We start from the raw sequence: 24,600 nt of genomic DNA, 5'->3' as shown, positions 1-24,600 counted from the left end.
CCGATACGAGGAAAGGCTTCCTCAGCAGTGAACCCCATCGCCGGTTACACAAAAATCTGTACACCCTCCAAGAGCCTTCGCCGCAGGTTAATTTCATAGCTTGGAGTCATCGTGTCCGCACCAGCTCGCGCCGGCATCTTCATCTACGCCAAAGACCCTGATCGCCTTTCTGGCTTCTACCAGTCTGTTCTCGGCATGGCCGCCGCTCATCGTACTGACCAGATGGTTGTGCTTCGCTCGCAAGATTTGCAGCTCATTGTTCACGCCATGCCCCCACAAGCTGCGTCGCAGGTTGCAATCACAAGCCCGCCGCAGCTGCGTGATAATGCCGCTATCAAGTTCTTCTGCACCGTCCCTAGTCTTTCGGGCGCTCAAGAATCAGCGCAAGCTTTGGGCGGGCAGGTCCTTCCAGAGCAATGGCAAGGTCACGGGTTCGTGGTTCGCAATGCCTGTGACCCCGAAGGCAATATCTTCCAGGTCCGCGAGAGTGCGGCCTAACAATTCGTTCAAGCCGAACTTGCTTCGCTACACCAACAACATGGCAGAAAGAGCTTGCCATGTTGTTGCCTCCGCTACGCAAGTCGGCTTAACTCAGGCGTTAGGCCGCTAAAAGCATGCGCTCATCTATTCTCATTGCAACGCTCTTGATCTGCAGTGCAATAACTGGTTGCACCCAAGATGGACAACCAGCCGAAGCAGCACACGCCGCTGCCAACGTCGACTGGAGACGTCAGTGCACAACTGAAGGCGTATCAGCGAATAGCGCTGAAGATAAAGCCTACTTTGAGCGCATTGCCTCGGAGTGTGAGCCAGTAGACGCTTGTATGCTTGCCTGCATTCGCAGCGCCTGTGCCGCTATTGGCGGAGGTTGTGCTCATGCATGCAGCAACGTTAGCGTGGACAACGCCGAGAGTGTGGTCGCTTCGTACGTGGATAAGTCAGCCTACTTCTGCAAATGGCAGCCGCCTAACAAGTCATTCAAGCCGAAGCGGTAGTTCCTGCAGTTCAGTGGACACTCTGATCTAACTTCAGGAGTGTCCAAAATGCCAAATCCTGGTCCGAGAACGACGTACCGGTACAGTGATGCCCTCAAGGCCACGGCGGTTCGTCTGAGCCAGCTGCCGGGCGTCGCGGTCCATCACTGAGGAACAGCAATGTCGAAAGCCAACTGGTTTCTGTCCGTATATGCGGGTCTACTGACACTAATATTTCTCGGCGGTGCAGTTCACGGGCGCACCAACACTGCAGATGAGATAACTGTCCAGCGCATCAATATCGTCGAGCCGGACGGCACGCCACGACTCATCATCTCAAATCACGCCAAGCTTCCTGGCGTATTGGTGCGGGGCAAAGAAAAGCCGCTGGATCGGCCTCAAGCCGGCCTAATCTTTCTCAACGACGAAGGATCTGAAATTGGCGGCCTGATTTTTGGCGGAAACAAAGATAAGGACGGGAAAGTGCGCAACTCCGGCGGTGCCCTCTCATTCGACCGCTACGAAGCAAATCAAGTGGTGCAATTGATTGGCGTTGATGATGCAGAGAACAGTTTCGCCGGATTAGCTGTCACAGATAGCCCATCCGGAACTGACGTTCGTCGCAGGGTCTGGCTCGGACGCGATGATGATGGTGCAGCCTCATTGGCACTCCGTGATGGTGATGGCAACAAGCGTATCGTCATGAGCGTAACCGCGGATGGTAACTCTCAAATATCCGTCCTGGATGCAAACGGGAATACTGTCAAAGAACTTCTGCCGTGACGTGCGGCTAACAATTCATTGAAGCTGACGCCACTTCGCGGCACGGCTTGACTCAGCGTTAGGCCCCTCAAGATGAAATCGCATTTCTGGAACAATCCAAAACTATTTCGTCGTCTGCTAGCCATCCTCACGACCTTGTTGGTCTTGTCGTTGGCTATGCATCCTGAGCTACGTCTGTTGGTTCCGCTGTTGGATGCCGCAGGTATTGATGTTCTTGTCACCCTGCTGGGCCTCCAAACGCTTTCCTTGTTCTCCGAGAGTCTGCTGCCGTACTTGCGGATGCTCTGGCAGAGACTCCTTCCGTGTCTCCTCGCCACGGGCCGCGCCGCTGCCGCTATTCCCGGCATGCGAACCTTTTTCTCGTTCTGCAGCGATCTATTGCTTTTTGGCAGCGGTTATCTCGGGCAATTCGCATGGCTCAAGCTCTGGAGCTGGTGGCAATGGGCGTTGAGGCCTGACAATTCATTCAAGCCGGATCCGTTTCGCAGGTCGGCTTGATTCCAGCAACTGTCTTGTAGTGATGCCAGGTTCAGGTCGTCAGCAAGCCCTCCGCCCGAAGCTCAAGTGCACCACCCCTTAGAAATCCGGTTGGCGCACGCGAGCAGTCGCGAGACCTATGGCAATCCGCGGATTCACGCGGTGCTGCGGCGAGGGGCGAAGCGGTGAGCTGGCGCCGGACGGAGCGCCTGATGCGCGAGCCTGGCATGCGTGCCCGCTCAGCCGGATCTATTGCAGGCGCCCGGACCTGGCCCGGTTCCTGGCCAGCGTGGAGAGCCGCGCCCACGAGGTCGCGGTCAACCACATCGACCAAGTCCGAGTGCCGGACATCACCTGTCTCAAGGTGAGCAGCCAGTGCCCACTTTTTTGACGCCCCACCCGCCCCGCGGGTCGGCTCGATTTAGGGGTTAGGGCGCCCGGCAGGCTTCATTGAACGCCGGAAAATTATTCATGCAGTGACTTGTCGATTTCTCTCTTTCTCGTTCGTCGGGCTATCAAAGCCGCAGTTCAAAACGAATTCCAGAAGGGAGTAACGACAATGCGTAAGGCTGTATCTCATCCGCAACTTGAGAACTCGCCCAGAAGAACATCGGCGACCAAGGCAATCCGACTTTGGTCGAGGCACCTATTCTTGCCGGACCGAATGACGCAGCGTGCGTTCCAACAATTCAATCCAGCGAGCGATCACCCGCAACGTGGGCGAGCGCCGATGCTTTCGGGCGTCAAGCGCCATCAAACCCCCAAAGGAGAACAACTTGCTCATCAAACATGACGGCGTTTCGCCGCACATCGATCCGACGGCATGGGTGGCACCAAATGCAGTTGTGGTCGGCAACGTCACAGTCGGCCCTGATTGCCGCATCATGTACGGCGCGCAGGTTGTCGCTGAGGGCGGGGCCATTTCCATCGGAAGAGGGTGCATCGTTCTGGAAAACGCAGTTCTCCGAAGCACGGGGCGCCATCCCCTGGTCGTCGGAAACAACTGCCTCGTCGGGCCCAACGCCCACGTGGTGGGTTGCACTGTTGAAGATGAAGTGTTCATCGCCACTGGCGCGGCGGTCTTTCATTCGGCTCGCCTGGGCAAAGGTAGCGAGGTTCGAATAAATGGGGTCGTACACCTCAAGACCCATGTCGCCGAGGGCGCAACGGTTCCCGTTGGCTGGGTCGCCGTGGGAAACCCCGCGCAAATGTTGCCCCCAGGAGAGCATGAACGCATCTGGGAGATCCAGAAGCCCCTGGACTTTCCGCGCACGGTCTACGGGTTCGAGCGCTCCGAGGCAACGATGCAGAAGATCACACGTCGCATATCGGAAGCGTTGGATTCGCACGCATCGAATGAGCTGAGCGCTTGACCCCTGCTTCAAGCGGACCTTCCTTCGGCAGGCTGTTCCAGTCGAACGTCAGGCCCCCGCATCCGCCATTGAGGACGGTTCATGAGACAACCACCAAACGATCTGCCTGCTTATCGTGCACTGACGGGCCCGGATGATGCCGCGTTCTGTCGACGTGTCAGTGAAGCCCTTGCGCTTGGCTATGAACTCTACGGCTCGCCTGCGGCCACATTCGACGGCCAAAGAATCGTCCTGGCGCAAGCCGTCATCTGGCCAGGCACAAAGCATCAGCTTCCAGGCACCTTCGAAGGTCGCGCCTAACAATTCGTTCAAGCCGTGCCTATTTCTTTACACCAGCAACATGGCAGATAGAGCCCGCCATGTTGTTGGCTCCGCTACGCAGGCTTGCTTGGCCCGGGCGCTGGCCCGCACGACTTACGAATCGAGGACTGTTGTATGAAACATTCAACTCTGACCCCGGACCAGATCACCATCCTGGGTCCCGCGGATAGCGCAGCAATCGAAACAAGGGAAGTCATCAGAAAATTTCACGACGCGTTCGATCGTCACGATCCGGATGCCATGGAGGACCTGGTCGCGGATGATTGCGTAATCGAGAACACAAATCCTGCCCCAGACGGAGCCCGTCTCGTCGGAAAGGCAGCGTGTCTGGAGAACTGGCAGGGTCTTGCGAAGTCGACCGGCACCTGGTTCGCACGCGAGGAAGTATTTGTCGTCGGTGAGCGAGTCGTTATCAGATGGCGCTATTGCTGGGGTGAAGACGAGGGCCAATCCATCCGCGGCATCAACCTGATGCGGGTCCGTGGCGGACGTATCGTCGAAGCGATGGGTTACGTGAAGGGATAGAAGTGCGACCCAACAATGCGCTACAGCCGACCGTCAACCCGCAGCATGGGTTGCCATCAGCCGAACTTGAACGTTAGCCCCAATAGTTGCCGAAGGAACTGCATGATGACCATCACCATAACTACCTTCGAAAGATCGCCCGATGGAGGCAAGGGATTGGCACGTGATATGCGCGTGCGCTGGGCGCTTGAAGAAGTGGGCCAACCTTATGGGATTCGCCTTGTTTCGTTCAGTGCCATGAAGGAACCGGCGCATCTGGGCTTTCATCCTTTCGGCCAGATTCCAACCTATGAGGAAGGTGATCTCGCCTTGTTCGAAACCGGCGCAATCATCTTGCATATCGGCGAACGCCATGCGGGTTTATTGCCAAAAGATGCCAAGTCGCGTGCGCGTGCCATCACCTGGATGTTTGCTGCGGTCAATACGGTGGAGCCGCCGATTCTTGAACTTGTCACAGCCAAGATATTGGAGGCCGATAAACCATGGAGCAAGGAACGCCTGCCTCTTGTCCAGGACCGCATCCGCAATCGGCTGGATCAGCTGTCGGCTCGACTGGGCAATGCCGACTGGCTCGATGGACCGTTCAGCGCAGGCGACCTGATGATGGTGCACGTGCTGCTCAGGCTGCGTCCTTCCGGCATATTGGGCGAGTTTCCCAATTTGTCTGCCTATGTTGCTCGTGGAGAGGCACGGCCTGCGTACAAGCGGGCTTTCGCCGCGCAATTGGCAATCAACGATCCTTCTCATGATGTTGGGGGCTAACAGTTCATTCAAGCCGACCGTCAGACCGCTACGCGCTTCGGCGCGGACGTGCACGGGCTGGCGCCTGACAATTCATTCAAGCCGGACCCGCTTCGCGGGTCGGCTCAATTCACGCGGTAGGCGGCCATGAGCGTTCTCAGCATTCTGATCGTAGTTGCCGGCGCGACTGGAGGAGTCTTGCCAGACTCAACCTGCAATGGGCTGGATCCAGAGCTTGTTCACTGCCCTTCGCCGGAAGCCCCTCGTGTCGCCGAGCTGGGCAGCGGCAAGGTCACTGTGGAGCTGGAAATTGATGTGGACGGATACGTCCGCTCCTCCAAAATCGTTTCATCATCCGGCCATCCCGCTTGGCCTGGTGCGGCACAAGCTGCGGTGGCAAAGTGGCGGTACTCGGCGGGTTCGGCACCACGTACGCGGGTAGTGCCCTTCGATTTCCAGTTGGGCGAGCCGTAGCCGCTGACAATTCACTCAGGCCCACCCCGCTTCACGGCGCGGATTGATCCAGGCGCCAGCCGCCACGAGGAATTCGCAGCCATGGGGCTTTTGACCTTCAGCATCAACGTCACCCTCGATGGTTGCATCGACCACCGGGAGGGGATCGCCGACGACGAGACACACGCCTTCTTCACCCGCCTCATGGACGAAAGCGGGGCGATGCTGTGGGGCCGCGTTACCTACGAGATGATGGAGAGTTACTGGCCGGCAGTCGCCCGGGGCGACGTAGAGGCGCCACCGGCGATCCGCGAGTGGGCGGTCAAGCTGGAGACCAAGCCGAAGTACGTGGTGTCGTCGATGCGAAAGGACTTTCGGTGGACCAACACCCACCACATCGCCGGCGACCTTCGCACGGAGGTGCAGAAACTGAAGGACGCGACTCCGGCCGGCGTGCTCGTTGGTAGCGGCACGCTCGCGACCGAGCTGGATCGGCTGGATCTGATCGACGAGTACATGTTTCTCGTCCATCCCAGGATCGCCGGCCATGGCCCGATCCTGTACCAGGGTGGGCTGCCCGGTACGCGACGGCTCGATCTGGTTTCCGCGAAGCCACTCCGCAACGGCGCGGTCGCCATGCATTACCGGCGCGAGTGCGGCTAGCACTTCAAGCCGATGCTGCTTCTCGGCGCGTGCGCGGGCATCGTCAGCGATGCGTCTGTCGCACGCACGCCCTCCCCATCTCGCGTTCTTGTGACGAGTTTGTTCTGGCGCTATCGTCCGTCAAAGGTCGGGCCTCGGATTCCAATCAGTTCGCTCAAGACGGACGGCTGCGCAGCCGCTCAACTCAAGCGCCAGCCTTCACGGAGACCGCTCATGGACACCCAACGCAACTCCGGGATTGCCACTGAATTCCTCGTCATGGCTGCATCAGCCGGCGTCAGGCTTTCACAACAGGTGCTGTCGCAACCATGACCACCAAAAGCGCAAGCGTTGTGGCACTCATGGCCCTGGCAACGTTCGCCATATTCTCGCTCGTCGTGGGCGCGCCGTACCTTGAGTCACGCTTGCCTGGTGGCCTGCCGCTTGGCAATGTCCTGGCCGCGCTCGTTCCTTGTGCCATGGCGGGTGCAGCCGTCGTCCTGAGCCTGCGGGGCACAGTGCTGCGTGCCGCCTCTCTCGCTTCGCTTGTTGGGGCGGTGCTTTGGCTCCCCGGTTCGGTCGCCCTTGCCGGCAACCCGGAACTCAACTTCGGCGGCGAGCGCGGCTCGGTTTGGCTGGCATTGACCATAGGGGTCGCCGCCGGCTCGGCCAGCACCCTGCTCTGGGCGTTGGCGGCGTCGGTGCCTGCCAGGATCAGGGGCACAAATGCAGCCTGACAATTGATCCTGGCGAACCCGCTCGCGGGTCGGCTTGATTCAGGCATTGGCCGTCATTGGGGAGTTCGTGGGAAAGATCGACCTCAAGAGTGAATTGAGGGAGCTGTACAAGCTTTCGACAAAGGAGGTGGCCGAAATTGATGTCCCGGCGTTCAATTTCGATCTTGCCCAGGCTCAGGAAGATTCGATTCGAGCAGTTCAAGGAGGGTCGCTGTGCGCAGACCATGCATGTACACAAGGCGTTCCCCGAGAAATGGAGAACCACCATTCGCCAGCCAATGGAATAATGGCCAACAGTTCAAACCGGCGGCGCGGCTTGATTCTGGCGCCAGCATCCTATGCAAGCCACACTGACAATCGGCATCCTGATTGGCGGCATCCTGGCGGGCGCCGTATCGCCTGTTATTCCTCGCGGAGAGACGTATCCAGAAGCAAGGGCCGCGCTTGTTCGTGCTGGATGGATTCCAGCACCGTCGGGGGCTGACTCCAGGGCATGGGACAAGTTCGGGGAACTTGTCTGTGGTGAGGGTTATCAGGCTGTCTGTAGCGCCGAGTTCCGCCGCAACGAAGATTTTTTATGCATCATCTTTGATGGAACCGAAGATCCGCCAACTGTGCTCAGCATTGGCAGCGGAGAGTGCTGACAGTTCAATCAAGCCGGGCGCGCTTCGCGATGCGGCCTGATTCAGGCGTTGTCCCCTCACCTGTTTCAACGGGACCGAAGCATATGAGTCGCACTACTCTCTCCGTTGTCGCCCTCGCCCTCTTGCTGGCAGCGTCACCATTGTTTGCGCAGGACCCTCCGCAACCAGCCGCGATGATGGAGCTCCCTGAATCTGCGTTGCCACCTGACCTGGATCGAGTACTTCGGGACTATGAGCGTGCATGGCGCACGGGTGATGCGAAGGCGATCGCGTTGTTGTTCACCGAGGATGGAGTCTTGCTGCAGAACTACCGTCCGCCAGTGCGCGGGCGCGCGGCCATCGAGGCAGTCTATGAGGGCCAACGTGGCAGCCCTTTGCAGCTGCGCGCGCTCGCTTATGCTGCTGGAGACACCGTCGGCTATATCGTCGGTGGGTATCGTTACGGCGATGCGCCGCACGACATCGGGAAGTTCACCCTTACCCTGGAGCGCGCGCCTGGCAAGGCCTGGCTGATTTCCTCTGACATGGACAGCATGAACGCGCCGCCGAAACCACGGCCGGCAGCGGATGGGCCGGCGCCAGCCAAGGCCTCGCCCGCATCCCGCCAGCCGGTGTTCCAGGAGCCGCTTGCCGTCCCGGGCAGCTGACAGCGCGTATTGGCATTGCCTGGGGGTGATCATGATCCAGCGCAGCAAGGCATTTTTCCTGAGCCTGTCGCTCCCGGCCAAGGTGCTGATGGCCGGGGTGGCAACCGTCGTGCTGTCCTGGGCTCCGATACTGCTGTACCTGGTCTTCGTGTATGGCCTGCTGGGCGTGAAAGACGGCAACCCCATCGGCCTGGGCCTGCTGATGGTGTTCGGCAGCGTGCTGGGCGGGGCAATCGCCATGATTGGCCTGATCCTGCTTCTCGCGTCGAAGATCAAGAGGGCGTCATCTTGATGGCTCGGCCTGCCGCTTGGCCGTGATCGGCGAGGTCTCAGGTCAGTCCTGGGAACGCTTGGTCGGGGCAGCCGTGTTGCCGGCGGCATCGGCGATGCGCCAGAGGTAGAGGCTGGCATAGGTGCGGTACGGACCCCAGCGTTCGCCGCGCTCGAGCAGTGCCTTCGGCGCCGGCATGACGTCGAGCGCGTCGATTGCCTGCGCGCCCTTGCGGATGCCCAGGTCGTCGATGGGGAGCACGTCCGCGCGGCCGAGGCGGAACATCAGCATCATCTCGACGGTCCAGCGGCCGATGCCGCGGATCGGCACGAGCGCGGCGATGATGTCGTCTTCCGGCATCGTCGACATCCGGCGCAGGGTCGGGATCTCGCCGCGTGACTCGCGCAGTGCAAGGTCGCGCAGCGCCAGTGTCTTGTTGCCCGACACGCCGCAGGCGCGCAACCCGGCATCGTCGATGCGGGCGAGCGTGTCGCAATGGAAGCGCTCGCTGCCGATGGCCGCTTCGACGCGGCCGACGATGGTCGCGGCGGCCTTGCCGCTGAGCTGCTGGTACAGGATCGCGCGGGCAAGCGCGTCGACCGGATCGAAGGACTTCCGCCAGCGCGGATCGGGGTCGATCGGGCCGATCCGCTTCATCCATCGGCCGAGCTTCCGGTCGCGGCGGGCGAGGTGTTCGAACGCCACCCCGGTGTCGAATCCACGGCTGTAGCGCGGCATCCCTATCCCCGCAGCGCGTCGGCCGCCCAGGCAAGCCAGGCGACGATGAGCAATGTCCCGCCGAACGGCGCGACGCGGGCTGGCACGCCGGCAAAGTGCGCCACCGCGATGCCGCCCGAGAACAGCAGCGTACCCAGCAACAGGCCCGACAGCGACGCCACTGCAAGCCTGCGCCCGGCAAGCCGCGAAAGCGCGGCCAGTGCGACGCCATGGCCGAAGGCCACGGCCGCCGCGACGTGGAGCGTCGCCTGCCCTGCCCCGGTGGCGCCGTGGGATGCGTAGGCCGAAAGCGCCACCGACGACGCGGCCAAAACGGCACCGGCAGAGCCCAGCCAGCGGATGGCGGCCATCGGGCCTGCAGCGGAACGGGGTGCTGGTGCGTGCATGGAAGCCTGCCTGAAACGCGACACGCCGCACCCTGGGGCGCGGCGTGTCGGGGATTACATCGCTGCGGCGATTACTTGAGCGTCCAAAAGACCTCGTATTCGCCCTCGGCGGTGAAGGACTTGTCGATCCCGCTCTTGTAGATCTCGTACGGCCGGCCGACCACTTCGTAGCCCTGGGTCAGCGCCCAGGCACGCAGTGCGTTGCGCACGTTGTCGAGTTCGGCCATGAAGCCGGTGTAGTAGGCCACGGCGACGTGGCCGGCTTCGGTCTGCACGTATTCGACCGGGGCATCGTCGGGAATCTTGACGTCCAGCGGTTCGCCGGCGGCCACGACCGGGGTCAGGCTGTCGACGGTGAAGGTCAGCTCGTCGACATCGCCTTCCTTGCCCTCGTCGGCGCTGGCCGTCGCGTTCTTCTCGTCGTCAGTCTTGTCGGCGGCCTTGTCGTCGTCGGCGCTGCCCTTCTTCTTGACCGGCTGGGCGATGTCGAAGGTGTAATTCTCGCGGCCCAGCTCGGTGGAGATGATGCGCATCGGGCCGGCTGCGACCAGGTCGTTGGCATCCATGACGCGCTTGATCCACTCCATGTTGGACTTCATGGAGGACTTGATCTTGTCGTTGTTGCGCTCGACGGCGCCGGCCTTGACGACCAGCAGGTCTTCGGCCGGGCGCTCCACCTCGGCCATGCCGCGCATCTTGCTGCCTTCGACGGCGTAGTCGATGTTCGGGACACTCGCGAGCATGTTGGTCAGGCGCTGCAGGCCGAGCTTCATGTCCTCGCCGACGTGGCGGCTGACGTACAGGCCGGCATAGCGGCCGATCAGGTTCCAGCCGTACTGGACGTCGTAGGTCTGGGTGATCTGGACGTTGCGCTTGACCGTGCCGCGCCCGGTCGGGGTCAGCGTGAATTCGGTGAACTTGTCATGGCCGCGGCGGTTGTCCTGGATCGCGTACTTGACGCGCTTGCCCGGCTCGGACTCGACGATTTCCCAGCTGCCGTCGCCCACCTGGCCGACGTTGGAATCCCAGGACAGCTTCGCGCCGACGCCCGATTCGGGGCCTGACAGCGTCAGCTTGGCCTCGGGGTCGCGCAGCACCAGCGGGTTCCAGTCCTTGAAGCGGCGCAGGCTGTTGACCGTGTCGTACACGATGGTCATCTTGCGGTTTGTTTCGACGCTTTCGTTGAGGTGACGGCTGGACGGCAGGACGACGCCCACGATCAACATCAGGGCAGCAACGATCGCGAACGAAATCAGGATCTCGATGAGACGGGTCATTCAGGGTTCTCCAGGACCATTTCCGGCCGGGCCGGGCGCAGACGGGCAATCGTAGCAATTTGAGCCGTGGCGGGCGAGAACTTCGAGAGCACGTGCCCCATCCCGGGTTCGCGGCCGGCAGCGGGCGCGGCGCTCGGCAGGGCCGGGGCCCGCTTCGCGGCGCCCGTGCCCGCCTCGCCCGCCTGCGGGCTTGCGTCGATCAGACCAGCTGCAGTTCGAAGGCCTTCAACACCGCCCGGGTGCGGTCGCGCACGCCCAGCTTGCTGAGGATGTTGGACACGTGGTTCTTGATCGTGCCCTCGGCCACGCCCAGCGAGTTGGCGATCTCCTTGTTGGAGAAGCCCGAGGCCATCAGGCGCAGGATCTCGGTTTCGCGGTCGGTCAGCGGATCGGGGCGGTCGAGGCTGACGAAGTCGTTGCGCATGTGCTCCAGGCCCGACAGTAGGCGCTGTGTCACCGCGGGCTGCACCAGCGAGCCGCCTCCGGCCACGGTCTGGATCGCGCCGACCAGCTGTTCCAGCGACACGTCCTTGAGCAGGTAGCCCTTGGCCCCGGCCTTGAGGCCGGCCAGCACCAGCTGGTCGTCGTCGAAGGTGGTCAGGATGATGGTCGGCGGCAGTGCGTCCTGCTTCGCCAGCGCCTGCAGCGCCTCCAGGCCGGACATCACCGGCATGCGCATGTCCATCAGCACCACGTCGGGCTTGACCTGCGGGACCAGCTCGACCGCTTGCTGGCCGTCGGCGGCCTCGGCCACCACTTCGATGCCGTCGTCGAGCGCCAGCAGGGAGCGGATGCCCTGCCGCACCAGTGTTTGATCGTCCACCAGACAGACGCGGATCATGTTGTCGTCTCCCAATCCTTCGAGCCAGGGCGCCCCGTGGGCGGGACGCCAGCGGTGCGGGATGCACCTTCTCCTGCGCCGCGCACTCGCGCGACGGCCAATCCGTATCCGGTCCGGGGCCAAGCCCGGGCCACGCCCCGCGGGCGGATCGCGGCCCTCGTCCGCGGCCTGTTCATGCCACCGGCGCCGGCTGCGGGGCCGCGGGTTTGCCGAGCCCGGCCCCGCGCCCGCGCGGCAGGCGCAGGCGCAGGGTGAAGCCCTGCCCCGGCGCGGATTCGACCTCCAGCTCGCCGCCATAGCCCGCCAGCCGCTCGCGCATGCCGGACAGGCCGTTGCCGGCGGTAGGGTTCTCCGCCCCGCGGCCGTCGTCGCGCGCCTGCAGGCGGATCTCGTCGCCATCCCAGCCGTAGCGCAGCCGCAGCACCTGGGCCTGGGCGTGGCGGACGGCGTTGGTGATGATCTCCTGGGTGCAGCGCAGCAGGACGTGGGCGCGATCCGGGTCGTCGAGCAGGAACGGCCGCGGCATCACCATGTCGATGTGCAGCCCCGGGACGTTGTCGGCCAGCGGCAGCAGGGTCGCCGACATGTCGATGGCGTCGTTGCCGCGGATCTGGCTGACCGCCTCGCGCACGTCCGACAGCAGCAGCCGGGCCAGGGTGTGGGCCTGGCCGACGTGTTCATGCGCCTTGCCCTCGGTGAGATGGCTGGCGACCTCCAGATTCAGGCTCAGCGCGGTGAGGTGGTGGCCGAGCAGGTCGTGGAGCTCGCGCGAGATGCGGGTGCGCTCGTTGACGCGGGCGCTCTCGGCCAGCAATGCGCGGGTGGCGCGCAGTTCGGCGTTCAGCCGGCGTTGTTCGTCGCGGGCCTGCGCCTGCTGCCGGGCGACCATGCTGGTGACGAACACGAACCCGGCGAAACCCACGTACAGCACCGCCTGCATCAGCGCCTCGAACCACGAGAACCCCAGCGCCCGCATGTATACCGGCACCACCACCAGCTCGCTCAGCGCGAGCACGGCGATACCCACCGGCAGCGGCAGCAGCCACGGCAGCACGCAGGCCACCACCATCAGCAGGATGCTGCCCAGCCCACTGCCGCTGTAGTAGCTGATCGCGATGGCGCTGCCGGTCAGCAGCACCAGCAGCAGGTAGTCCACCGCGGTGGCCCGGCGCGCGCTCAGCGCACGGGTCAGCCAGGCGTAGCTGAACCCGAACGCAGCCCAGGCCACCCAGGCCTGCCAGTCCAGGGCCGCGGCGACCACCAGCTCCTCGCCCTGGTCCATCGGCTGCGGCAGCGACAGCAGCAGCAATGGCAGCCCCACCACGGCCCAGGTGAACAGGCCGGCGAAGCGCAGGAGACGGCTGTGGTCGAAGCGCGCGAACATGCCCCATGGTAGGCACAAAACGCCGGGAAACGACCGCCCGGAAGTCATGCACGCCCTGCCGTCGAAGTCGCCCCGCCGGGCGGGTCGTGCGATAATCCGGCCGCGGCCAAGCGCCCGTTTCGTTATCTCCGGCCGATGCCGTACCTTTGAAGCAAGGGAGTCAGGAATGTCGATCGTCGTCCGCGACGTGCGCGAGCACGAGCTGGATTCCATCCTTGCCCTGAACAACGCCGCCGGCCCCGCCATCCTTCCGCTCGATGCCGCGCGGCTGCGCCGTTTCTTCGACACTGCCGAGTACTTCCGCGTCGCCATCCGCGACGGGACGCTGTCCGGCTTCCTGGTGGGATTCGGCTCCGACAGCGACCACGACAGCAGCAACTTCCGCTGGTTCCGGGAGCGCTTCGAGCGCTTCTTCTACATCGACCGCATCGTGGTGGCCAGCCGCCGCCGCGGCGGCGGGCTGGGCCGTGCGTTCTACGCCGACGTGCAGGGCTATGCCGAGCTGCGCTACCCGCAGCTGGCCTGCGAGGTGTTCATCGAGCACGACAGCGACCCGGCGCGGGTGTTCCACGGCAGCTTCGGCTTCAACGAGGTCGGCCAGCACGTGATGCCGGGGACCGACAGCGAGCCGTCCGGCATCCGCGCCTCGATGCTGATCAAGGAGCTGTGCAGCTACGCCTGGGTGCGCGAGCGGTACGGCGACCGGCTGCCCAACGTCCCCTGGCTCACCCGCCCGCGCGAGCCCGCCCCGGCGCCGCATCGCGCGACGGGAACCTGAGCGTGGCGGCGCCCTCCGCATCCCCGGCGCACGATTACGAGCCCGCCGGCGAACTCAAGATCGGCCAGGTCGGCATCGCCAACCTGCGCGTGCGCACGCTCGACGTGGCGCGGCTGGCGTCGGAAATGGCCGACCGGGTCAAGCGCGCGCCCAAGCTGTTCGCGCGCGCGGCGGTGATCGTCGATTTCGGCGGCCTGGCCGCCACGCCGGATGCCGCCACCGCGCGCGCCCTGCTCGACGGACTGCGCGAAGCCGGCGTGCTGCCGGTCGCGCTGGCCTACGGCAGCAGCGACAACGAGAAGCTGGCGACCGAGCTCGGCCTGCCGCTGCTGGCCAAGTTCCGGGCCCAGTACGAATCGGCTGGCGGGGCGCCCGTGGCGGCGCCAGCGCCAGCGCCGGCCCCCGCACCGCGGGACGCGGCCGAACCTGCCCCTGCCAGGACCGAGGCGAAGGCGCCCCCCAAGGCCGTCGCCGCGGGCCAGCCGGGCCTGATCCAGGCCACGCCGGTGCGCTCGGGCCAGCAGGTCTACGCCGACAACCGCGACCTGACGGTGCTGACCACCGTGGGCGCCGGCGCCGAGGTCATCGCCGACGGCTCGGTGCACATCTACGGCACGCTGCGCGGCCGCGCGCTGGCCGGCGCGCAGGGCAACGAAAAGGCACGTATCTTCTGTCGTGCGTTCCACGCCGAACTGGTCGCCATCGCCGGCAACTACAAGGTGCTGGAAGACATCCCGAAGGAACTGCACGGCAAGGCCGTGCAGGTGTGGCTTGAAAAAGAAGAACTCAAGATCGCCGCGCTGGACTGACGCGGCCAACCACGGAGAAGCATTTTGGCTGAAATCATCGTAGTCACCTCGGGCAAGGGCGGCGTTGGCAAGACCACCAGCAGCGCGAGCCTCGCCTGCGGCCTCGCGCGTCACGGCAAGAAGGTCGTCGTGATCGACTTCGACGTCGGCCTGCGCAACCTAGACCTGATCATGGGCTGCGAGCGCCGCGTCGTGTACGACTTCGTCAACGTCACCCAGGGCGAGGCCTCGCTGCGCCAGGCCCTGATCAAGGACAAGCGTTTCGACAACCTGTTCGTGCTGGCCGCCTCGCAGACCCGCGACAAGGACGCACTGACCAAGGAAGGCGTGGAGAAGGTACTCAAGGACCTCGCCGAGGACGGCTTCGACTACGTCATCTGCGATTCCCCGGCCGGCATCGAGAAGGGCGCCTTCCTGGCCATGTACTTCGCAGACCAGGCGGTGGTCGTGGTGAACCCGGAAGTGTCCAGCGTGCGCGACTCCGACCGCATCCTGGGGCTGCTCGACTCCAAGACCAAGCACGCCGAGGACGGCGAGTCGATCAAGGCGCACCTGCTGCTGACCCGCTACAACCCGCAGCGCGTGGATGGCGGCGAGATGCTGTCGGTCAAGGACGTGGAGGAAGTCCTGGGCCTGAAGACGATCGGCGTGATCCCCGAGTCCGGCGACGTGCTCAACGCCTCCAACAAGGGCGAGCCGGTGATCCTGGACATGGAGTCGATGGCCGGCCAGGCCTACGACGACGCCGTAGCGCGGCTGATGGGCGAGGAGCGGCCCATGCGCTTCACCCAGCTGGAGAAGAAGGGCTTCTTCAGCAAGATCTTCGGGGGTTGAGGCATGGGCATGTTTGATTTCCTCAAGGCGAAGAAGAACACCGCCTCGATCGCCAAGGACCGCCTGCGCATCATCATCGCCCAGGAGCGCACCAACCGCGGTGGCCCCGACTACCTGCCGCTGCTGCAGCGCGAACTGCTGGAAGTGATCCGCAAGTACGTCAGCATCGACGCGGAAGCGGTGAAGGTGGACGTGGTCAAGGACGGCGAACACGACGTGCTCGACATTTCCGTGGCGCTGCCCGAGGGGCGCGCGGCGACGGCGTGATCTCCCTCCAAGATGGACCATAAAAAGCCCTCCCCTTCAAGGGGAGGGTTGGGTGGGGACGGGTTTCCCATCAGCCGCAGTGAACCCGCGCATGCATCCCACCAAACCCCATCCCCACCCCGGCCCTCCCCTTGAAGGGGAGGGAGCAAAGCAAGGGCCCCTTGGAGGGGAGAGAGAAAAGTACGGCACGGAGGTCCTGCGCCTGCGCGACATTTCCTTCGCAGACGCCGCCGCCCTCCTCGCCCGCTACGGCCTGCAGCTCGAACGCGTCGCCGACGACGCCCCCATCCCCGGCAGCTACTGGGGCGAGTGCGAGGCCGGCCTGATCGGCACCAGCGTCCATGCGCGCGGCGACACGCCCGTGCACTCGCTGTTGCACGAAGCCTGCCACCTGATCGTGCTGCCGCCCGTACGCCGCGCGGCCGTGCACACCGATGCCACCGATTCGGTCGAGGAAGAGGACGCCGTCTGCCTGCTGCAGGCGCTGCTCGGCGACCTCCTGCCCGGCGTCGGCCGCGCGCGCGTGCTGGCGGACATGGATGCCTGGGGCTACACGTTCCGGCTCGGCTCGGCGGCGGCGTATTTCGAGCGCGATGCCGAAGCCGCCTGGGCGTGGCTGGCCGAACGCGGCCTGGTCGATGCAGCCCGCAAGCCGGTCTTGCCCGACGCGCCCGTCGGCGCGCAATTGCCCGGCAAAAAGCACGTAACTGCCACCTAACTGCAGCCAATTGCGCCGAATCGCTGCGCACCCGCCCGCGCAGGCGCTGTCAATGCTTGCGGCGGCCGCGACCACACACTAGCCTGCGCCTTCCTGTCCACGGCCCGGGGAATTCCGTGACCAAACGCCATCTCCTGCTCGCCCTGCTCGTCGCCGGCACGCTCGCGCTTCCGGCATGCAAGCGCGAGCGCTCGCCCGATGCTTCCATCCCCAAGGACGAAACCGCCGACCAGTTCATCGAACGCGTCAACGGCGAGCTCAGGGCGATGTACCCGGAGATGACCGCGTCGCAGTGGATCTCCAACACCTACATCACCGACGACAGCAAGCTGATCGCGGCCAAGTCCAACGAGCGTTTCCTGACCCAGCTCAACAGCTGGCTCGAACAGGCCAAGCGCTTCGAGGGCAAGGACATGTCGCCGCAGACCGCGCGCGCGATCAACCTGCTCAAGATCGGCACCTCGATGCCGCCGCCGCAGGACCCCGGGAAACTGGCCGAATTGACCCGCATCGCCACCGCGATGGAAGGCATGTACGGCGCCGGCACCTACTGCAGGGGCGAAGGCGACGACGCGGACTGCCGCCAGCTCGGCGAGCTGGAGGACGTGCTGCGCAACGACCGCGACTACGACGACCAGCTCGACGCCTGGCGCGGCTGGCATTCGATCGCCAAGCCGATGCGCAAGGACTACGCGCGCTTCGTCGAACTGGTCAACCAGGGTGCCCGCGACATGGGCTATGCCGACGCCGGCGAAATCTGGCGCTCCGGCTACGACATGCCACCGACCCAGGTCGGCCCGGAAACCGACCGCCTGTGGGAGCAGGTCAAGCCGCTCTACGACCAGCTGCACTGCTACGCGCGCACGCGGCTGGAATCGAAGTATCCCGGCGAAGGCTCCGTCGACGGCATGCTGCCCGCGCACCTGATGGGCAACATGTGGCAGCAGGACTGGAGCAACCTGTGGGACCTGCTCCAGCCCTACCCCGACGCCGGCAGCCTCGACGTCACCGGCGCGCTGAAGAAGCAGTACGAGGCCAACCTCAACCAGATGCTGGTCAAGCAGAACGTGATGCTGGACACCGACGGCCGCGCCGAGGTGGTCCACGCCGCGCAACTCGGGATGGCGAAGAAGATGACCCGGCGCGCGCAGGACTTCTACGTCTCGCTGGGCATGCCGAAGCTGCCTGACAGTTACTGGGACAACTCGCAGTTCATCAAGCCGCGCGACCGCGACGTGGTCTGCCATGCCAGCGCCTGGGACATGAACATGGCCGGCGACGTGCGCACCAAGATGTGCATCAAGCCCAACGAGGAAGATTTCACCACGATCTACCACGAGCTCGGCCACCTGTACTACGACCTGGCCTACAACAAGCAGCCGCCGCTGTTCCAGGCCGGCGCCAACGACGGCTTCCACGAAGCGATCGGCGACACCATCGTGCTGGCGATGACGCCGCAGTACCTGCATTCGATCGGGCTGGTCGACGAACAGAAGCAGGGCCACGACACGCTGATCAACTCGCAGATGCGCATGGCGCTGGCGAAGGTGGCGTTCCTGCCGTTCGGGCTGATGATCGACCGCTGGCGCTGGGGCGTGTTCGACGGTTCGATCAAGCCGTCCGAGTACAACACCGCCTGGTGGCAGCTCAAGGCGAAGTACCAGGGCGTAGCGCCGGTGGAAGCGCGCGGCGAGGAGTTCTTCGACCCGGGCGCGAAGTACCACGTGCCGGCCAACACGCCGTACACGCGCTACTTCCTCGCCCACATCCTGCAGTTCCAGTTCTACAAGTCGCTGTGCGACGCAGCCGGCTACAAGGGCCCGCTGTACGAGTGCAGCTTCTACGGCAACAAGGTCGCCGGGCAGAAGTTCTGGGCAATGCTGGACAAGGGCGCGAGCCAGCCCTGGCAGCAGACGATGAAGGAACTGACCGGCAGCGAAAAGCTCGATGCCGCGCCGGTGCTGGAATACTTCGCGCCGCTGCAGGAGTGGCTCAAGCAGCAGAACGAAGGCCAATCCTGCGGCTGGCAGGTGCCGGCGCCGAAGCCGACGCCCGGCGAAGCCAGGAAAACTGACGACACGGCGAGCAAGAATGCCGGCGCGCCCTGACGCAGAACCCCGTCCGCGCCGTGCAGGAAGCACCCGGCGCCGGACCGTTGCACGGCGGCACGGCGGTACAGTGCGATGACCATACGCATCCGACGCCTGGCGACACTGGCCCTTATTGCCTGTGCGGTCGCGGGACTCGCCAGCTGGCTGTGGTGGACCTGGCCAGCCGCCTCCGGCGCCAGCCACCCGCCTGCGGCAGGTACGCTGGACGCCGCCGGCCAAGCCGGCACCGGGGCCGACGGCATCGCAGCCACCGGTGGCGCCGTCGCCGTGGACGACCGGACCGGCGCCGCGCCCGATGCCCGGCCGCTGCCATCCACCGACCTGCCCCTGCGGCGCACCCTGGACCAACTCAAGCGTGAAGCCGCGCAGGGCGACCCACGCGCGGCGTGCCGCCTGGCCATGGAACTCGACCATTGCAATTCGTTGCACGAATCCGCGCGCGTTTTCGAGCGCCAGGCATCCCTGCGCCCGCAGGGCATGACGCAAGAGGACATGCGCAACCACGCCGCTTTGATGGAACGGTGGGCCGACAGCCTGGACCGGCTATCCCCGCGCTGCGACGGCGTGCCCCTTGCATCGTCGCAGGAGCGGATGCGTTACTGGCGCGCCGCAGCGCTGGGTGGACATGTGCCGGCCATGACCCACTACGCGATTGGGATCGGTTTCGTGAGAGCCGACACTCTGAAGAATCTCGCGGCATTGGAGGCTTACAGGCGCGAAGCGGAAACCATGGCCCGGCGCGCCGCCGCGGCCGGCGACCCGCTGGCGCTGTTCGCGCTCATCGGGGCCTACATGCCCGACCCGGTCCAGTACACCGACAGCCCGGCCATGCAGCACTTGACCGATGTCGGGTTTGCCGGGGGTTCTTACCTGCGGCAGGCGGTCAACCAGGATCTCGTCGAGACGATGGCACTGGCACTCCTGGTACGGCAGGCGTACGCCCGCGATGGCATCCCGCCGCCGGCGCAGTCACAGGCAGATATCTTTGCGATGCAGGTCGACGCACTCGACAGCGTGGCGACGCCGGAACAACGCCTCCAGGCGCAGCAGCGGATGCAGCAATTGCGCGCCGAATGGACGCCCATCGATCCGCGCGAGTCCATGCTTGGCCCACCCCTGCTGCCCTTTTTTGGCCTCCCCACATGGGACGACGACAACCTGGGCATCTGCGAGACAGGGCGCCGCCCGCCCTCGCCGCTGCCGTAACCGCGCCGCTACAGCCGCTCGGTCGGCTCCAGCGCCGCGGCCTCCGGCGTGCACTCGGGCACGCGGCGGCCGGCCCGGCCCATTTCCCAGCGCCAGAACACCCAGCCCAGCAGCGCGAACACGGCCGAGCCGAGCGCCAGGTGGATGCCCCTGTGGCTCAGCAGCGGCGACAGCAGGCCGGCCACGACCGCGTTCATCACCAGCCCGGTGAAGGCCTGCAGCGACGACGCCGAACCGCGCTGGCGCGGGTACATGTCGAGTACGGCAAGGGTCAGGATCGGGAACACCAGCGCGATGCCGAACGAGCCGAGCGCCATCGGCAGCACCGCCCACGGGATCGACGGCACCGGCACGAGCAGGTTGTAGGCCACGTTGGCGACCGCCGCGACGCCGCAGCAGGCGAAGCCGATGTTGGCCAGCCGCGCGCCGCTGATCCGGCCGGCCGTGCGCCCGGACGTGAACGCGCCGAGCATCATGCCGCCGATCATCGGGATGAAGAACCAGCCGAACTGGCGCTCGCCCAGCCCCATCAGGTCCATCACGAACGCCGGCGCCGAGGCGATGTACAGGAACAGCGCGCTGAAGTTGAACGTGCCCGACGCCGCCAGCCGCTGGAAACGCGGGTTGGCGAAGATCGCCCAGTAGTCGCGCAGCAGGCGCCCGGGCGCCAGCGACAGGCGCATCTGCGGCGGATGGGTTTCCGGCAGGCTCGTCGACACCGCCAGCAACAGCAGCAGCGCGAAGCCGACCAGGAACCAGAAGATCGCCGACCAGTGGCTCCAGCCCAGGATCCAGCCGCCGATGATCGGCGCGATCGCCGGTGCCACGCCGAAGATCATCGACACCTGGCTCATCAGCCGCTGCGCGTCGTCGCCATGCAGCACGTCGCGGATCACCGCGCGCCCGACGATCAGGCCGACGCCGGCCGACAGCCCCTGCAGTGCACGGAACGCCAGCAGCGTCGGCAGGTCGCGCGCCAGCGCGCAGCCCACCGAGGCGAGCACGAACACGGCCAGACCGCCGATGATCACCTTGCGCCGGCCGATCGCGTCCGACAGCGGCCCGTGCACCACGCTCATCAGCGCGTAGGCGACCAGGTACACGCTGATCGTCTGCTGCATCGCCACCTTGTCGGCGCCCAGCTCCGCGCCGATGCGCTCGAACGCCGGAAAGATGGTGTCGATCGAGAACGGGCCGAACATCGCCAGCCCGCCGAGCAGGAACGCGAGGCGGCGCAGCGGGACGGCCGATGGCGGCTGGGGCGCGGTCATGGAGGATGAACGGGGGAAGGCTGCGTGGGCGGAGACGCCCCGGCGGGAGCGGCCGGCCATCTTACGCGGCATGCCGCCGGAGCACGCGGGACGGAGCGTCCCGGTCCGGCAGGGAGCGCCGCGCCGCCGCTGAACGCCCGCCTCCGGTCGCCGGGCTATAATCCGCCGCTAGCACGCGGTGGGAGAAGCGGTCCTTGCCAACCGGCACGAGGCCGCTGCCGAAGGCGCAACGCCCGTAATCGCTCAGGCCCCAGACCGCCGCGTACAACAACACTCTGGAGAGACCGGCTGCCGCTTTTCGGCAGGGCCGGCGCCGAAGGGGCACGAAGCGCGCAATCCTCCCCTGCGCACTTCCAAACTCTCAGGCAAAAGGACAGAGGGGCACCCATCGTGCGGCGACGCACGCCCGGCTCTCATCGCCACCATGGATGCCCTCATGCCCAACACGCCCTCCCTGCGCGACCTGGAACACCATTCCGCCTTCGTCGAGCGCCACATCGGCCCCAACGACGCCGAGGTCGCGCACATGCTGCGCGCCATCGGCCAGGAATCCCTCGAGGCGATGACCGACGCCATCGTCCCCGGCTCGATCCGCTCGACCGGCGCGCTCGACCTGCCCGCCTCGCTGACCGAAGTCGACGCGCTGGCGAAGATCCGCGCCATCGCCGACAAAAACGAAGTCTTCCGCAGCTTCATCGGCCAGGGCTACCACGGCACCCACACGCCGAACGTCATCCTGCGCAACATCCTCGAGAACCCGGCCTGGTACACCGCCTACACGCCCTACCAGGCGGAGATCTCGCAGGGCCGCATGGAGGCGCTGATCAACTTCCAGACCATGGTCGCCGACCTGACGGGCATGGAAATCGCCAACGCCTCGCTGCTCGACGAGGCCACCGCCGCGGCCGAGGCGATGACCCTGGCCAAGCGCTCCTCGCGCTCGAAGTCGAACGTGTTCTTCGTGTCGAAGAACGTGCACCCGCAGACGCTGGAAGTGCTGCGCACGCGCGCCGGCGGCCTGGGCATCGAGCTGCACGTCGGCGACGATGCCGACGCGGCCGGCGTCGAGAGCTACGGCGTGCTGCTGCAGTACCCCGACACCTTCGGCCGCGTCCACGACTACAAGGCACTGGTCGAGGCCGTGCACGCGCGCGGCGGGCTGGTGTCGGTGGCCACCGACCTGCTCGCGCTGACCCTGCTCGCCGCGCCCGGCGAATGGGGCGCGGACATCGTCGTCGGCAACACCCAGCGCTTCGGCGTGCCGTTCGGCTTCGGCGGCCCGCACGCGGCCTTCATGGCTTGCCGCGACGCCTACAAGCGCTCGATGCCCGGCCGCCTGATCGGCGTATCGGTCGACGCCGAGGGCAACCCCGCCTACCGGCTCACCCTGCAGACCCGCGAGCAGCACATCCGCCGCGAGAAGGCGACGTCCAACATCTGTACCGCGCAGGTGCTGCTGGCGGTGATGGCGGCGATGTACGCGGTCTACCACGGCCCCGACGGGCTGGTGTGCATCGCGCGCCGCACGCACCGGCTGGCGGCGATCCTTGCCGCCGCGCTGGGCAAGGCAGGTGTCGCGGTCGGCGACGACTTCTTCGACACCCTGCACGTCACCGGCATCGACGCCGCAGCGATCCACGCCAGGGCGCGCGCGGCGCGGATCAACCTGCGCGACCTCGGCGACGCCGCCGTCGGCATCAGCCTCGACGAGACCACCACCCGCGATGACGTCGTCGCGCTGGCCGGCCTGTTCGGCGCGGCCATCGACGACATCGACGCGCTGGACGCAGCCACGCCCGACGCCCTGCCCGCGGCGCTGCTGCGCGGCTCGAAGTTCCTCGCCCACCCGGTGTTCAACACCCACCACAGCGAGCACGAACTGCTGCGCTACATGCGCGCGCTGGCCGACAAGGACCTGGCGATGGACCGCACGATGATCCCGCTGGGCTCGTGCACGATGAAGCTCAACGCCACCGCCGAGATGATCCCGGTCACCTGGCCGGAGTTCGCCGACATCCACCCGCTGGCGCCGGCCGGGCAGATTGCGGGCTACAAGGACCTGGTCGACGGCCTGGAGAAGATGCTGGTGGCGATCACCGGCTACGACGCGGTCAGTTTCCAGCCCAACTCGGGCGCGCAGGGCGAGTTCTCCGGCCTGCTGGCGATCCGCGCCTACCACCGCTCGCGCGGCGAAGGCCACCGCGACGTGTGCCTGATCCCCGAGTCCGCGCACGGCACCAACCCGGCCTCCGCGCAGATGTGCGGCATGACGGTCGTGGTCACGCGCTGCGACGCCAACGGCAACGTCGACGTCGAGGACATCCGCGCCAAGGCCGAAAAGCACGCCGACCGCCTCGCCGCGATCATGATCACCTACCCGTCCACGCACGGCGTGTTCGAGGAGGACGTAGTCGAGATCTGCGAGATCGTGCACCGGCATGGCGGCCAGGTGTATACCGACGGCGCCAACATGAACGCGCTGTGCGGCCTCGCCCGCCCCGGCAAGTGGGGTTCGGACGTGTCGCACCTGAACCTGCACAAGACCTTCTGCATCCCGCACGGCGGCGGCGGCCCCGGCGTCGGCCCCTGCGCGGTGAAGTCGCACCTTGCGCCGTTCCTGCCGCGCACGGCGCCGGGGGATGCACCCGAAGGCGGCGTCGGCATGGTCTCCGCCGCCGCCCACGGCAGTGCTTCCATCCTTCCCATCAGCTGGATGTACATCGCGCTGATGGGCGCCGACGGCCTGCGCCGCGCCAGCCAGGTCGCCCTGCTCAACGCCAACTACGTCGCGCGCCGGCTCGCGCCGCATTACAGGACGCTCTACACCGGCCGCAACGGCCTGGTCGCGCACGAGTGCATCCTCGACCTGCGCCCGCTCAAGGACGCCACCGGCGTTGGCGCCGAGGACGTCGCCAAGCGCCTGATCGACTTCGGCTTCCATGCGCCGACGCTGAGCTTCCCGGTCGCCGGCACGCTGATGGTCGAGCCGACCGAGAGCGAGTCGCTGCACGAGCTGGACCGCTTCATCGACGCGATGATCCAGATCCGCGAGGAGATCCGTACGATCGAGGAAGGCAAGCTCGAACGCGACGACAACCCGCTGCTCAACGCCCCGCACACCGCGGCGCAGGTTTCGGCCAGCGAGTGGACCCATGCCTACCCGCGCGAGCTGGCGGCGTTCCCGCTGGCCAGCCTGCGGCAGCAGAAGTACTGGCCGCCGGTGGCGCGCGTGGACAACGTGCACGGCGACAAGAACGTGTTCTGCAGCTGCATCCCGATCGGCTCCGCCGACGAGGAGCCGGAGGCGTTCAGCGAGCCGGACGTGGCGTAGTCCCAGGCTGCCGCGACACACGAAAAGCCCCGCGGTGCGGGGCTTTTCGCTTTGTGCTCCG

General features: G+C 65.6%; 26 protein-coding genes and 1 riboswitch. Of the genes, 20 read left to right on the top strand and 6 right to left on the bottom strand.

Annotated elements, in window-relative coordinates; genetic code table 11:
- Nucleotides 1-111 precede the first annotated feature (111 nt).
- From ABD679_RS12265 to ABD679_RS12215, 12 genes are all read left to right on the top strand, one after another.
- The gene (locus ABD679_RS12265; protein WP_344760263.1) at nt 112-498 is read left to right on the top strand and encodes a VOC family protein; all 387 of its coding nucleotides are present in this window, start codon (nt 112-114) and stop codon (nt 496-498) included.
- Nucleotides 499-1,154: 656 nt separating this feature from the next.
- Nucleotides 1,155-1,757, top strand: coding sequence for a hypothetical protein (locus tag ABD679_RS12260; protein WP_344760262.1), 603 nt, complete (start codon nt 1,155-1,157; stop codon nt 1,755-1,757).
- A gap of 72 nt (nt 1,758-1,829) precedes the next feature.
- Nucleotides 1,830-2,255 carry a hypothetical protein gene (locus tag ABD679_RS12255; protein WP_344760261.1) on the top strand — a complete coding sequence of 142 codons (426 nt, stop codon included), beginning with the start codon at nt 1,830-1,832 and terminating at the stop codon, nt 2,253-2,255.
- 755 nt (nt 2,256-3,010) lie between these two features.
- Nucleotides 3,011-3,607, top strand: coding sequence for a gamma carbonic anhydrase family protein (locus ABD679_RS12250; RefSeq protein WP_344760260.1), 597 nt, complete (start codon nt 3,011-3,013; stop codon nt 3,605-3,607).
- 81 nt (nt 3,608-3,688) lie between these two features.
- Nucleotides 3,689-3,907, top strand: coding sequence for a DUF1737 domain-containing protein (locus tag ABD679_RS12245; RefSeq protein WP_344760259.1), 219 nt, complete (start codon nt 3,689-3,691; stop codon nt 3,905-3,907).
- Between the two features lie 135 nt (nt 3,908-4,042).
- Nucleotides 4,043-4,453, top strand: a complete 411-nt coding sequence (locus ABD679_RS12240; RefSeq protein ID WP_344760258.1) for a nuclear transport factor 2 family protein — start codon at nt 4,043-4,045, stop codon at nt 4,451-4,453.
- Nucleotides 4,454-4,558: 105 nt separating this feature from the next.
- Nucleotides 4,559-5,215 (top strand): glutathione S-transferase family protein, encoded by a 657-nt coding sequence (locus ABD679_RS12235; RefSeq protein WP_344760257.1) that lies wholly within the window; start codon nt 4,559-4,561, stop codon nt 5,213-5,215.
- 126 nt (nt 5,216-5,341) lie between these two features.
- Nucleotides 5,342-5,668 carry a TonB family protein gene (locus tag ABD679_RS15660; protein ID WP_425561898.1) on the top strand — a complete coding sequence of 109 codons (327 nt, stop codon included), beginning with the start codon at nt 5,342-5,344 and terminating at the stop codon, nt 5,666-5,668.
- A gap of 81 nt (nt 5,669-5,749) precedes the next feature.
- Nucleotides 5,750-6,310 carry a dihydrofolate reductase family protein gene (locus ABD679_RS12230; RefSeq protein WP_344760256.1) on the top strand — a complete coding sequence of 187 codons (561 nt, stop codon included), beginning with the start codon at nt 5,750-5,752 and terminating at the stop codon, nt 6,308-6,310.
- Between the two features lie 308 nt (nt 6,311-6,618).
- Nucleotides 6,619-7,026 carry a hypothetical protein gene (locus ABD679_RS12225; RefSeq protein WP_344760255.1) on the top strand — a complete coding sequence of 136 codons (408 nt, stop codon included), beginning with the start codon at nt 6,619-6,621 and terminating at the stop codon, nt 7,024-7,026.
- Between the two features lie 673 nt (nt 7,027-7,699).
- Nucleotides 7,700-8,317, top strand: coding sequence for a YybH family protein (locus tag ABD679_RS12220; protein ID WP_425561901.1), 618 nt, complete (start codon nt 7,700-7,702; stop codon nt 8,315-8,317).
- A gap of 31 nt (nt 8,318-8,348) precedes the next feature.
- The gene (locus ABD679_RS12215) at nt 8,349-8,609 is read left to right on the top strand and encodes a hypothetical protein (protein WP_344760253.1); all 261 of its coding nucleotides are present in this window, start codon (nt 8,349-8,351) and stop codon (nt 8,607-8,609) included.
- A gap of 42 nt (nt 8,610-8,651) precedes the next feature.
- On the opposite strand, the gene ABD679_RS12210 is transcribed toward ABD679_RS12215, so the two are convergent.
- From ABD679_RS12210 to ABD679_RS12190, 5 genes are all read right to left on the bottom strand, one after another.
- Nucleotides 8,652-9,326 (bottom strand): DNA-3-methyladenine glycosylase family protein, encoded by a 675-nt coding sequence (locus ABD679_RS12210; protein ID WP_344760252.1) that lies wholly within the window; start codon nt 9,324-9,326, stop codon nt 8,652-8,654.
- Between the two features lie 2 nt (nt 9,327-9,328).
- Nucleotides 9,329-9,676, bottom strand: coding sequence for a DUF423 domain-containing protein (locus ABD679_RS12205; protein ID WP_344760251.1), 348 nt, complete (start codon nt 9,674-9,676; stop codon nt 9,329-9,331).
- 107 nt (nt 9,677-9,783) lie between these two features.
- A complete protein-coding gene (locus tag ABD679_RS12200; protein WP_344760250.1) occupies nt 9,784-10,989 on the bottom strand; it encodes a polyketide cyclase in 1,206 nt (401 codons plus the stop codon).
- 199 nt (nt 10,990-11,188) lie between these two features.
- Nucleotides 11,189-11,830: a response regulator gene (locus tag ABD679_RS12195; RefSeq protein WP_344760249.1), complete on the bottom strand. Its 642-nt coding sequence runs from the start codon at nt 11,828-11,830 to the stop codon at nt 11,189-11,191.
- A 172-nt stretch (nt 11,831-12,002) separates the two neighbouring features.
- Nucleotides 12,003-13,214 carry a sensor histidine kinase gene (locus tag ABD679_RS12190; RefSeq protein ID WP_344760248.1) on the bottom strand — a complete coding sequence of 404 codons (1,212 nt, stop codon included), beginning with the start codon at nt 13,212-13,214 and terminating at the stop codon, nt 12,003-12,005.
- A 166-nt stretch (nt 13,215-13,380) separates the two neighbouring features.
- On the opposite strand from ABD679_RS12190, the gene ABD679_RS12185 reads away from it, so the two are divergent.
- From ABD679_RS12185 to ABD679_RS12155, 7 genes are all read left to right on the top strand, one after another.
- Entirely contained in the window at nt 13,381-13,992 is a 612-nt protein-coding gene (locus ABD679_RS12185; protein WP_344760247.1) for a GNAT family N-acetyltransferase, read from the top strand.
- 2 nt (nt 13,993-13,994) lie between these two features.
- Nucleotides 13,995-14,801 carry a septum site-determining protein MinC gene (gene minC, locus ABD679_RS12180; RefSeq protein WP_344760246.1) on the top strand — a complete coding sequence of 269 codons (807 nt, stop codon included), beginning with the start codon at nt 13,995-13,997 and terminating at the stop codon, nt 14,799-14,801.
- A gap of 24 nt (nt 14,802-14,825) precedes the next feature.
- A complete protein-coding gene (gene minD, locus ABD679_RS12175; RefSeq protein ID WP_344760245.1) occupies nt 14,826-15,635 on the top strand; it encodes a septum site-determining protein MinD in 810 nt (269 codons plus the stop codon).
- 3 nt (nt 15,636-15,638) lie between these two features.
- Nucleotides 15,639-15,902, top strand: coding sequence for a cell division topological specificity factor MinE (minE, locus tag ABD679_RS12170; RefSeq protein WP_344760244.1), 264 nt, complete (start codon nt 15,639-15,641; stop codon nt 15,900-15,902).
- 196 nt (nt 15,903-16,098) lie between these two features.
- Nucleotides 16,099-16,620 (top strand): hypothetical protein, encoded by a 522-nt coding sequence (locus ABD679_RS12165; protein ID WP_344760276.1) that lies wholly within the window; start codon nt 16,099-16,101, stop codon nt 16,618-16,620.
- Between the two features lie 116 nt (nt 16,621-16,736).
- Nucleotides 16,737-18,728 (top strand): M2 family metallopeptidase, encoded by a 1,992-nt coding sequence (locus ABD679_RS12160; RefSeq protein ID WP_344760243.1) that lies wholly within the window; start codon nt 16,737-16,739, stop codon nt 18,726-18,728.
- 75 nt (nt 18,729-18,803) lie between these two features.
- Nucleotides 18,804-19,937, top strand: coding sequence for a hypothetical protein (locus ABD679_RS12155; RefSeq protein WP_344760242.1), 1,134 nt, complete (start codon nt 18,804-18,806; stop codon nt 19,935-19,937).
- A gap of 8 nt (nt 19,938-19,945) precedes the next feature.
- Here ABD679_RS12155 and ABD679_RS12150 read toward each other — a convergent pair whose 3' ends face one another.
- Nucleotides 19,946-21,208 (bottom strand): multidrug effflux MFS transporter, encoded by a 1,263-nt coding sequence (locus tag ABD679_RS12150; RefSeq protein WP_344760241.1) that lies wholly within the window; start codon nt 21,206-21,208, stop codon nt 19,946-19,948.
- Nucleotides 21,209-21,473: 265 nt separating this feature from the next.
- A riboswitch (glycine riboswitch) is annotated at nt 21,474-21,595 on the top strand.
- A 49-nt stretch (nt 21,596-21,644) separates the two neighbouring features.
- Here ABD679_RS12150 and gcvP point away from each other — a divergent pair.
- Entirely contained in the window at nt 21,645-24,539 is a 2,895-nt protein-coding gene (gene gcvP, locus ABD679_RS12145; RefSeq protein WP_344760240.1) for an aminomethyl-transferring glycine dehydrogenase, read from the top strand.
- Nucleotides 24,540-24,600: the final 61 nt, after the last annotated feature.

Origin of the sequence: Luteimonas lutimaris (assembly GCF_039537065.1) — a bacterium.
GTDB lineage: Bacteria > Pseudomonadota > Gammaproteobacteria > Xanthomonadales > Xanthomonadaceae > Luteimonas > Luteimonas lutimaris.
The sequence above is the reverse complement of the archived record's forward strand: the minus strand, read 5'-3'. Positions and strand labels throughout refer to the sequence as shown.

Bases quoted from the DNA above. Each gene is read 5' to 3' on its own strand.
- ABD679_RS12235 (WP_344760257.1), top strand. From the start codon at position 4,559: ATGACCATCACCATAACTACCTTCGAAAGATCGCCCGATGGAGGCAAG.
- ABD679_RS12225 (WP_344760255.1), top strand. From the start codon at position 6,619: ATGACCACCAAAAGCGCAAGCGTTGTGGCACTCATGGCCCTGGCAACG.
- minE (WP_344760244.1), top strand. From the start codon at position 15,639: ATGGGCATGTTTGATTTCCTCAAGGCGAAGAAGAACACCGCCTCGATC.
- ABD679_RS12205 (WP_344760251.1), bottom strand. From the start codon at position 9,676: ATGGCCGCCATCCGCTGGCTGGGCTCTGCCGGTGCCGTTTTGGCCGCG.
- ABD679_RS12255 (WP_344760261.1), top strand. From the start codon at position 1,830: ATGAAATCGCATTTCTGGAACAATCCAAAACTATTTCGTCGTCTGCTA.
- ABD679_RS12150 (WP_344760241.1), bottom strand. From the start codon at position 21,208: ATGACCGCGCCCCAGCCGCCATCGGCCGTCCCGCTGCGCCGCCTCGCG.
- ABD679_RS12155 (WP_344760242.1), top strand. From the start codon at position 18,804: ATGACCATACGCATCCGACGCCTGGCGACACTGGCCCTTATTGCCTGT.
- ABD679_RS12220 (WP_425561901.1), top strand. From the start codon at position 7,700: ATGCGGCCTGATTCAGGCGTTGTCCCCTCACCTGTTTCAACGGGACCG.
- ABD679_RS12210 (WP_344760252.1), bottom strand. From the start codon at position 9,326: ATGCCGCGCTACAGCCGTGGATTCGACACCGGGGTGGCGTTCGAACAC.
- ABD679_RS12240 (WP_344760258.1), top strand. From the start codon at position 4,043: ATGAAACATTCAACTCTGACCCCGGACCAGATCACCATCCTGGGTCCC.
- ABD679_RS12245 (WP_344760259.1), top strand. From the start codon at position 3,689: ATGAGACAACCACCAAACGATCTGCCTGCTTATCGTGCACTGACGGGC.
- gcvP (WP_344760240.1), top strand. From the start codon at position 21,645: ATGCCCAACACGCCCTCCCTGCGCGACCTGGAACACCATTCCGCCTTC.
- ABD679_RS12230 (WP_344760256.1), top strand. From the start codon at position 5,750: ATGGGGCTTTTGACCTTCAGCATCAACGTCACCCTCGATGGTTGCATC.
- ABD679_RS12195 (WP_344760249.1), bottom strand. From the start codon at position 11,830: ATGATCCGCGTCTGTCTGGTGGACGATCAAACACTGGTGCGGCAGGGC.
- ABD679_RS12190 (WP_344760248.1), bottom strand. From the start codon at position 13,214: ATGTTCGCGCGCTTCGACCACAGCCGTCTCCTGCGCTTCGCCGGCCTG.
- ABD679_RS15660 (WP_425561898.1), top strand. From the start codon at position 5,342: ATGAGCGTTCTCAGCATTCTGATCGTAGTTGCCGGCGCGACTGGAGGA.
- ABD679_RS12260 (WP_344760262.1), top strand. From the start codon at position 1,155: ATGTCGAAAGCCAACTGGTTTCTGTCCGTATATGCGGGTCTACTGACA.
- ABD679_RS12185 (WP_344760247.1), top strand. From the start codon at position 13,381: ATGTCGATCGTCGTCCGCGACGTGCGCGAGCACGAGCTGGATTCCATC.
- ABD679_RS12200 (WP_344760250.1), bottom strand. From the start codon at position 10,989: ATGACCCGTCTCATCGAGATCCTGATTTCGTTCGCGATCGTTGCTGCC.
- ABD679_RS12215 (WP_344760253.1), top strand. From the start codon at position 8,349: ATGATCCAGCGCAGCAAGGCATTTTTCCTGAGCCTGTCGCTCCCGGCC.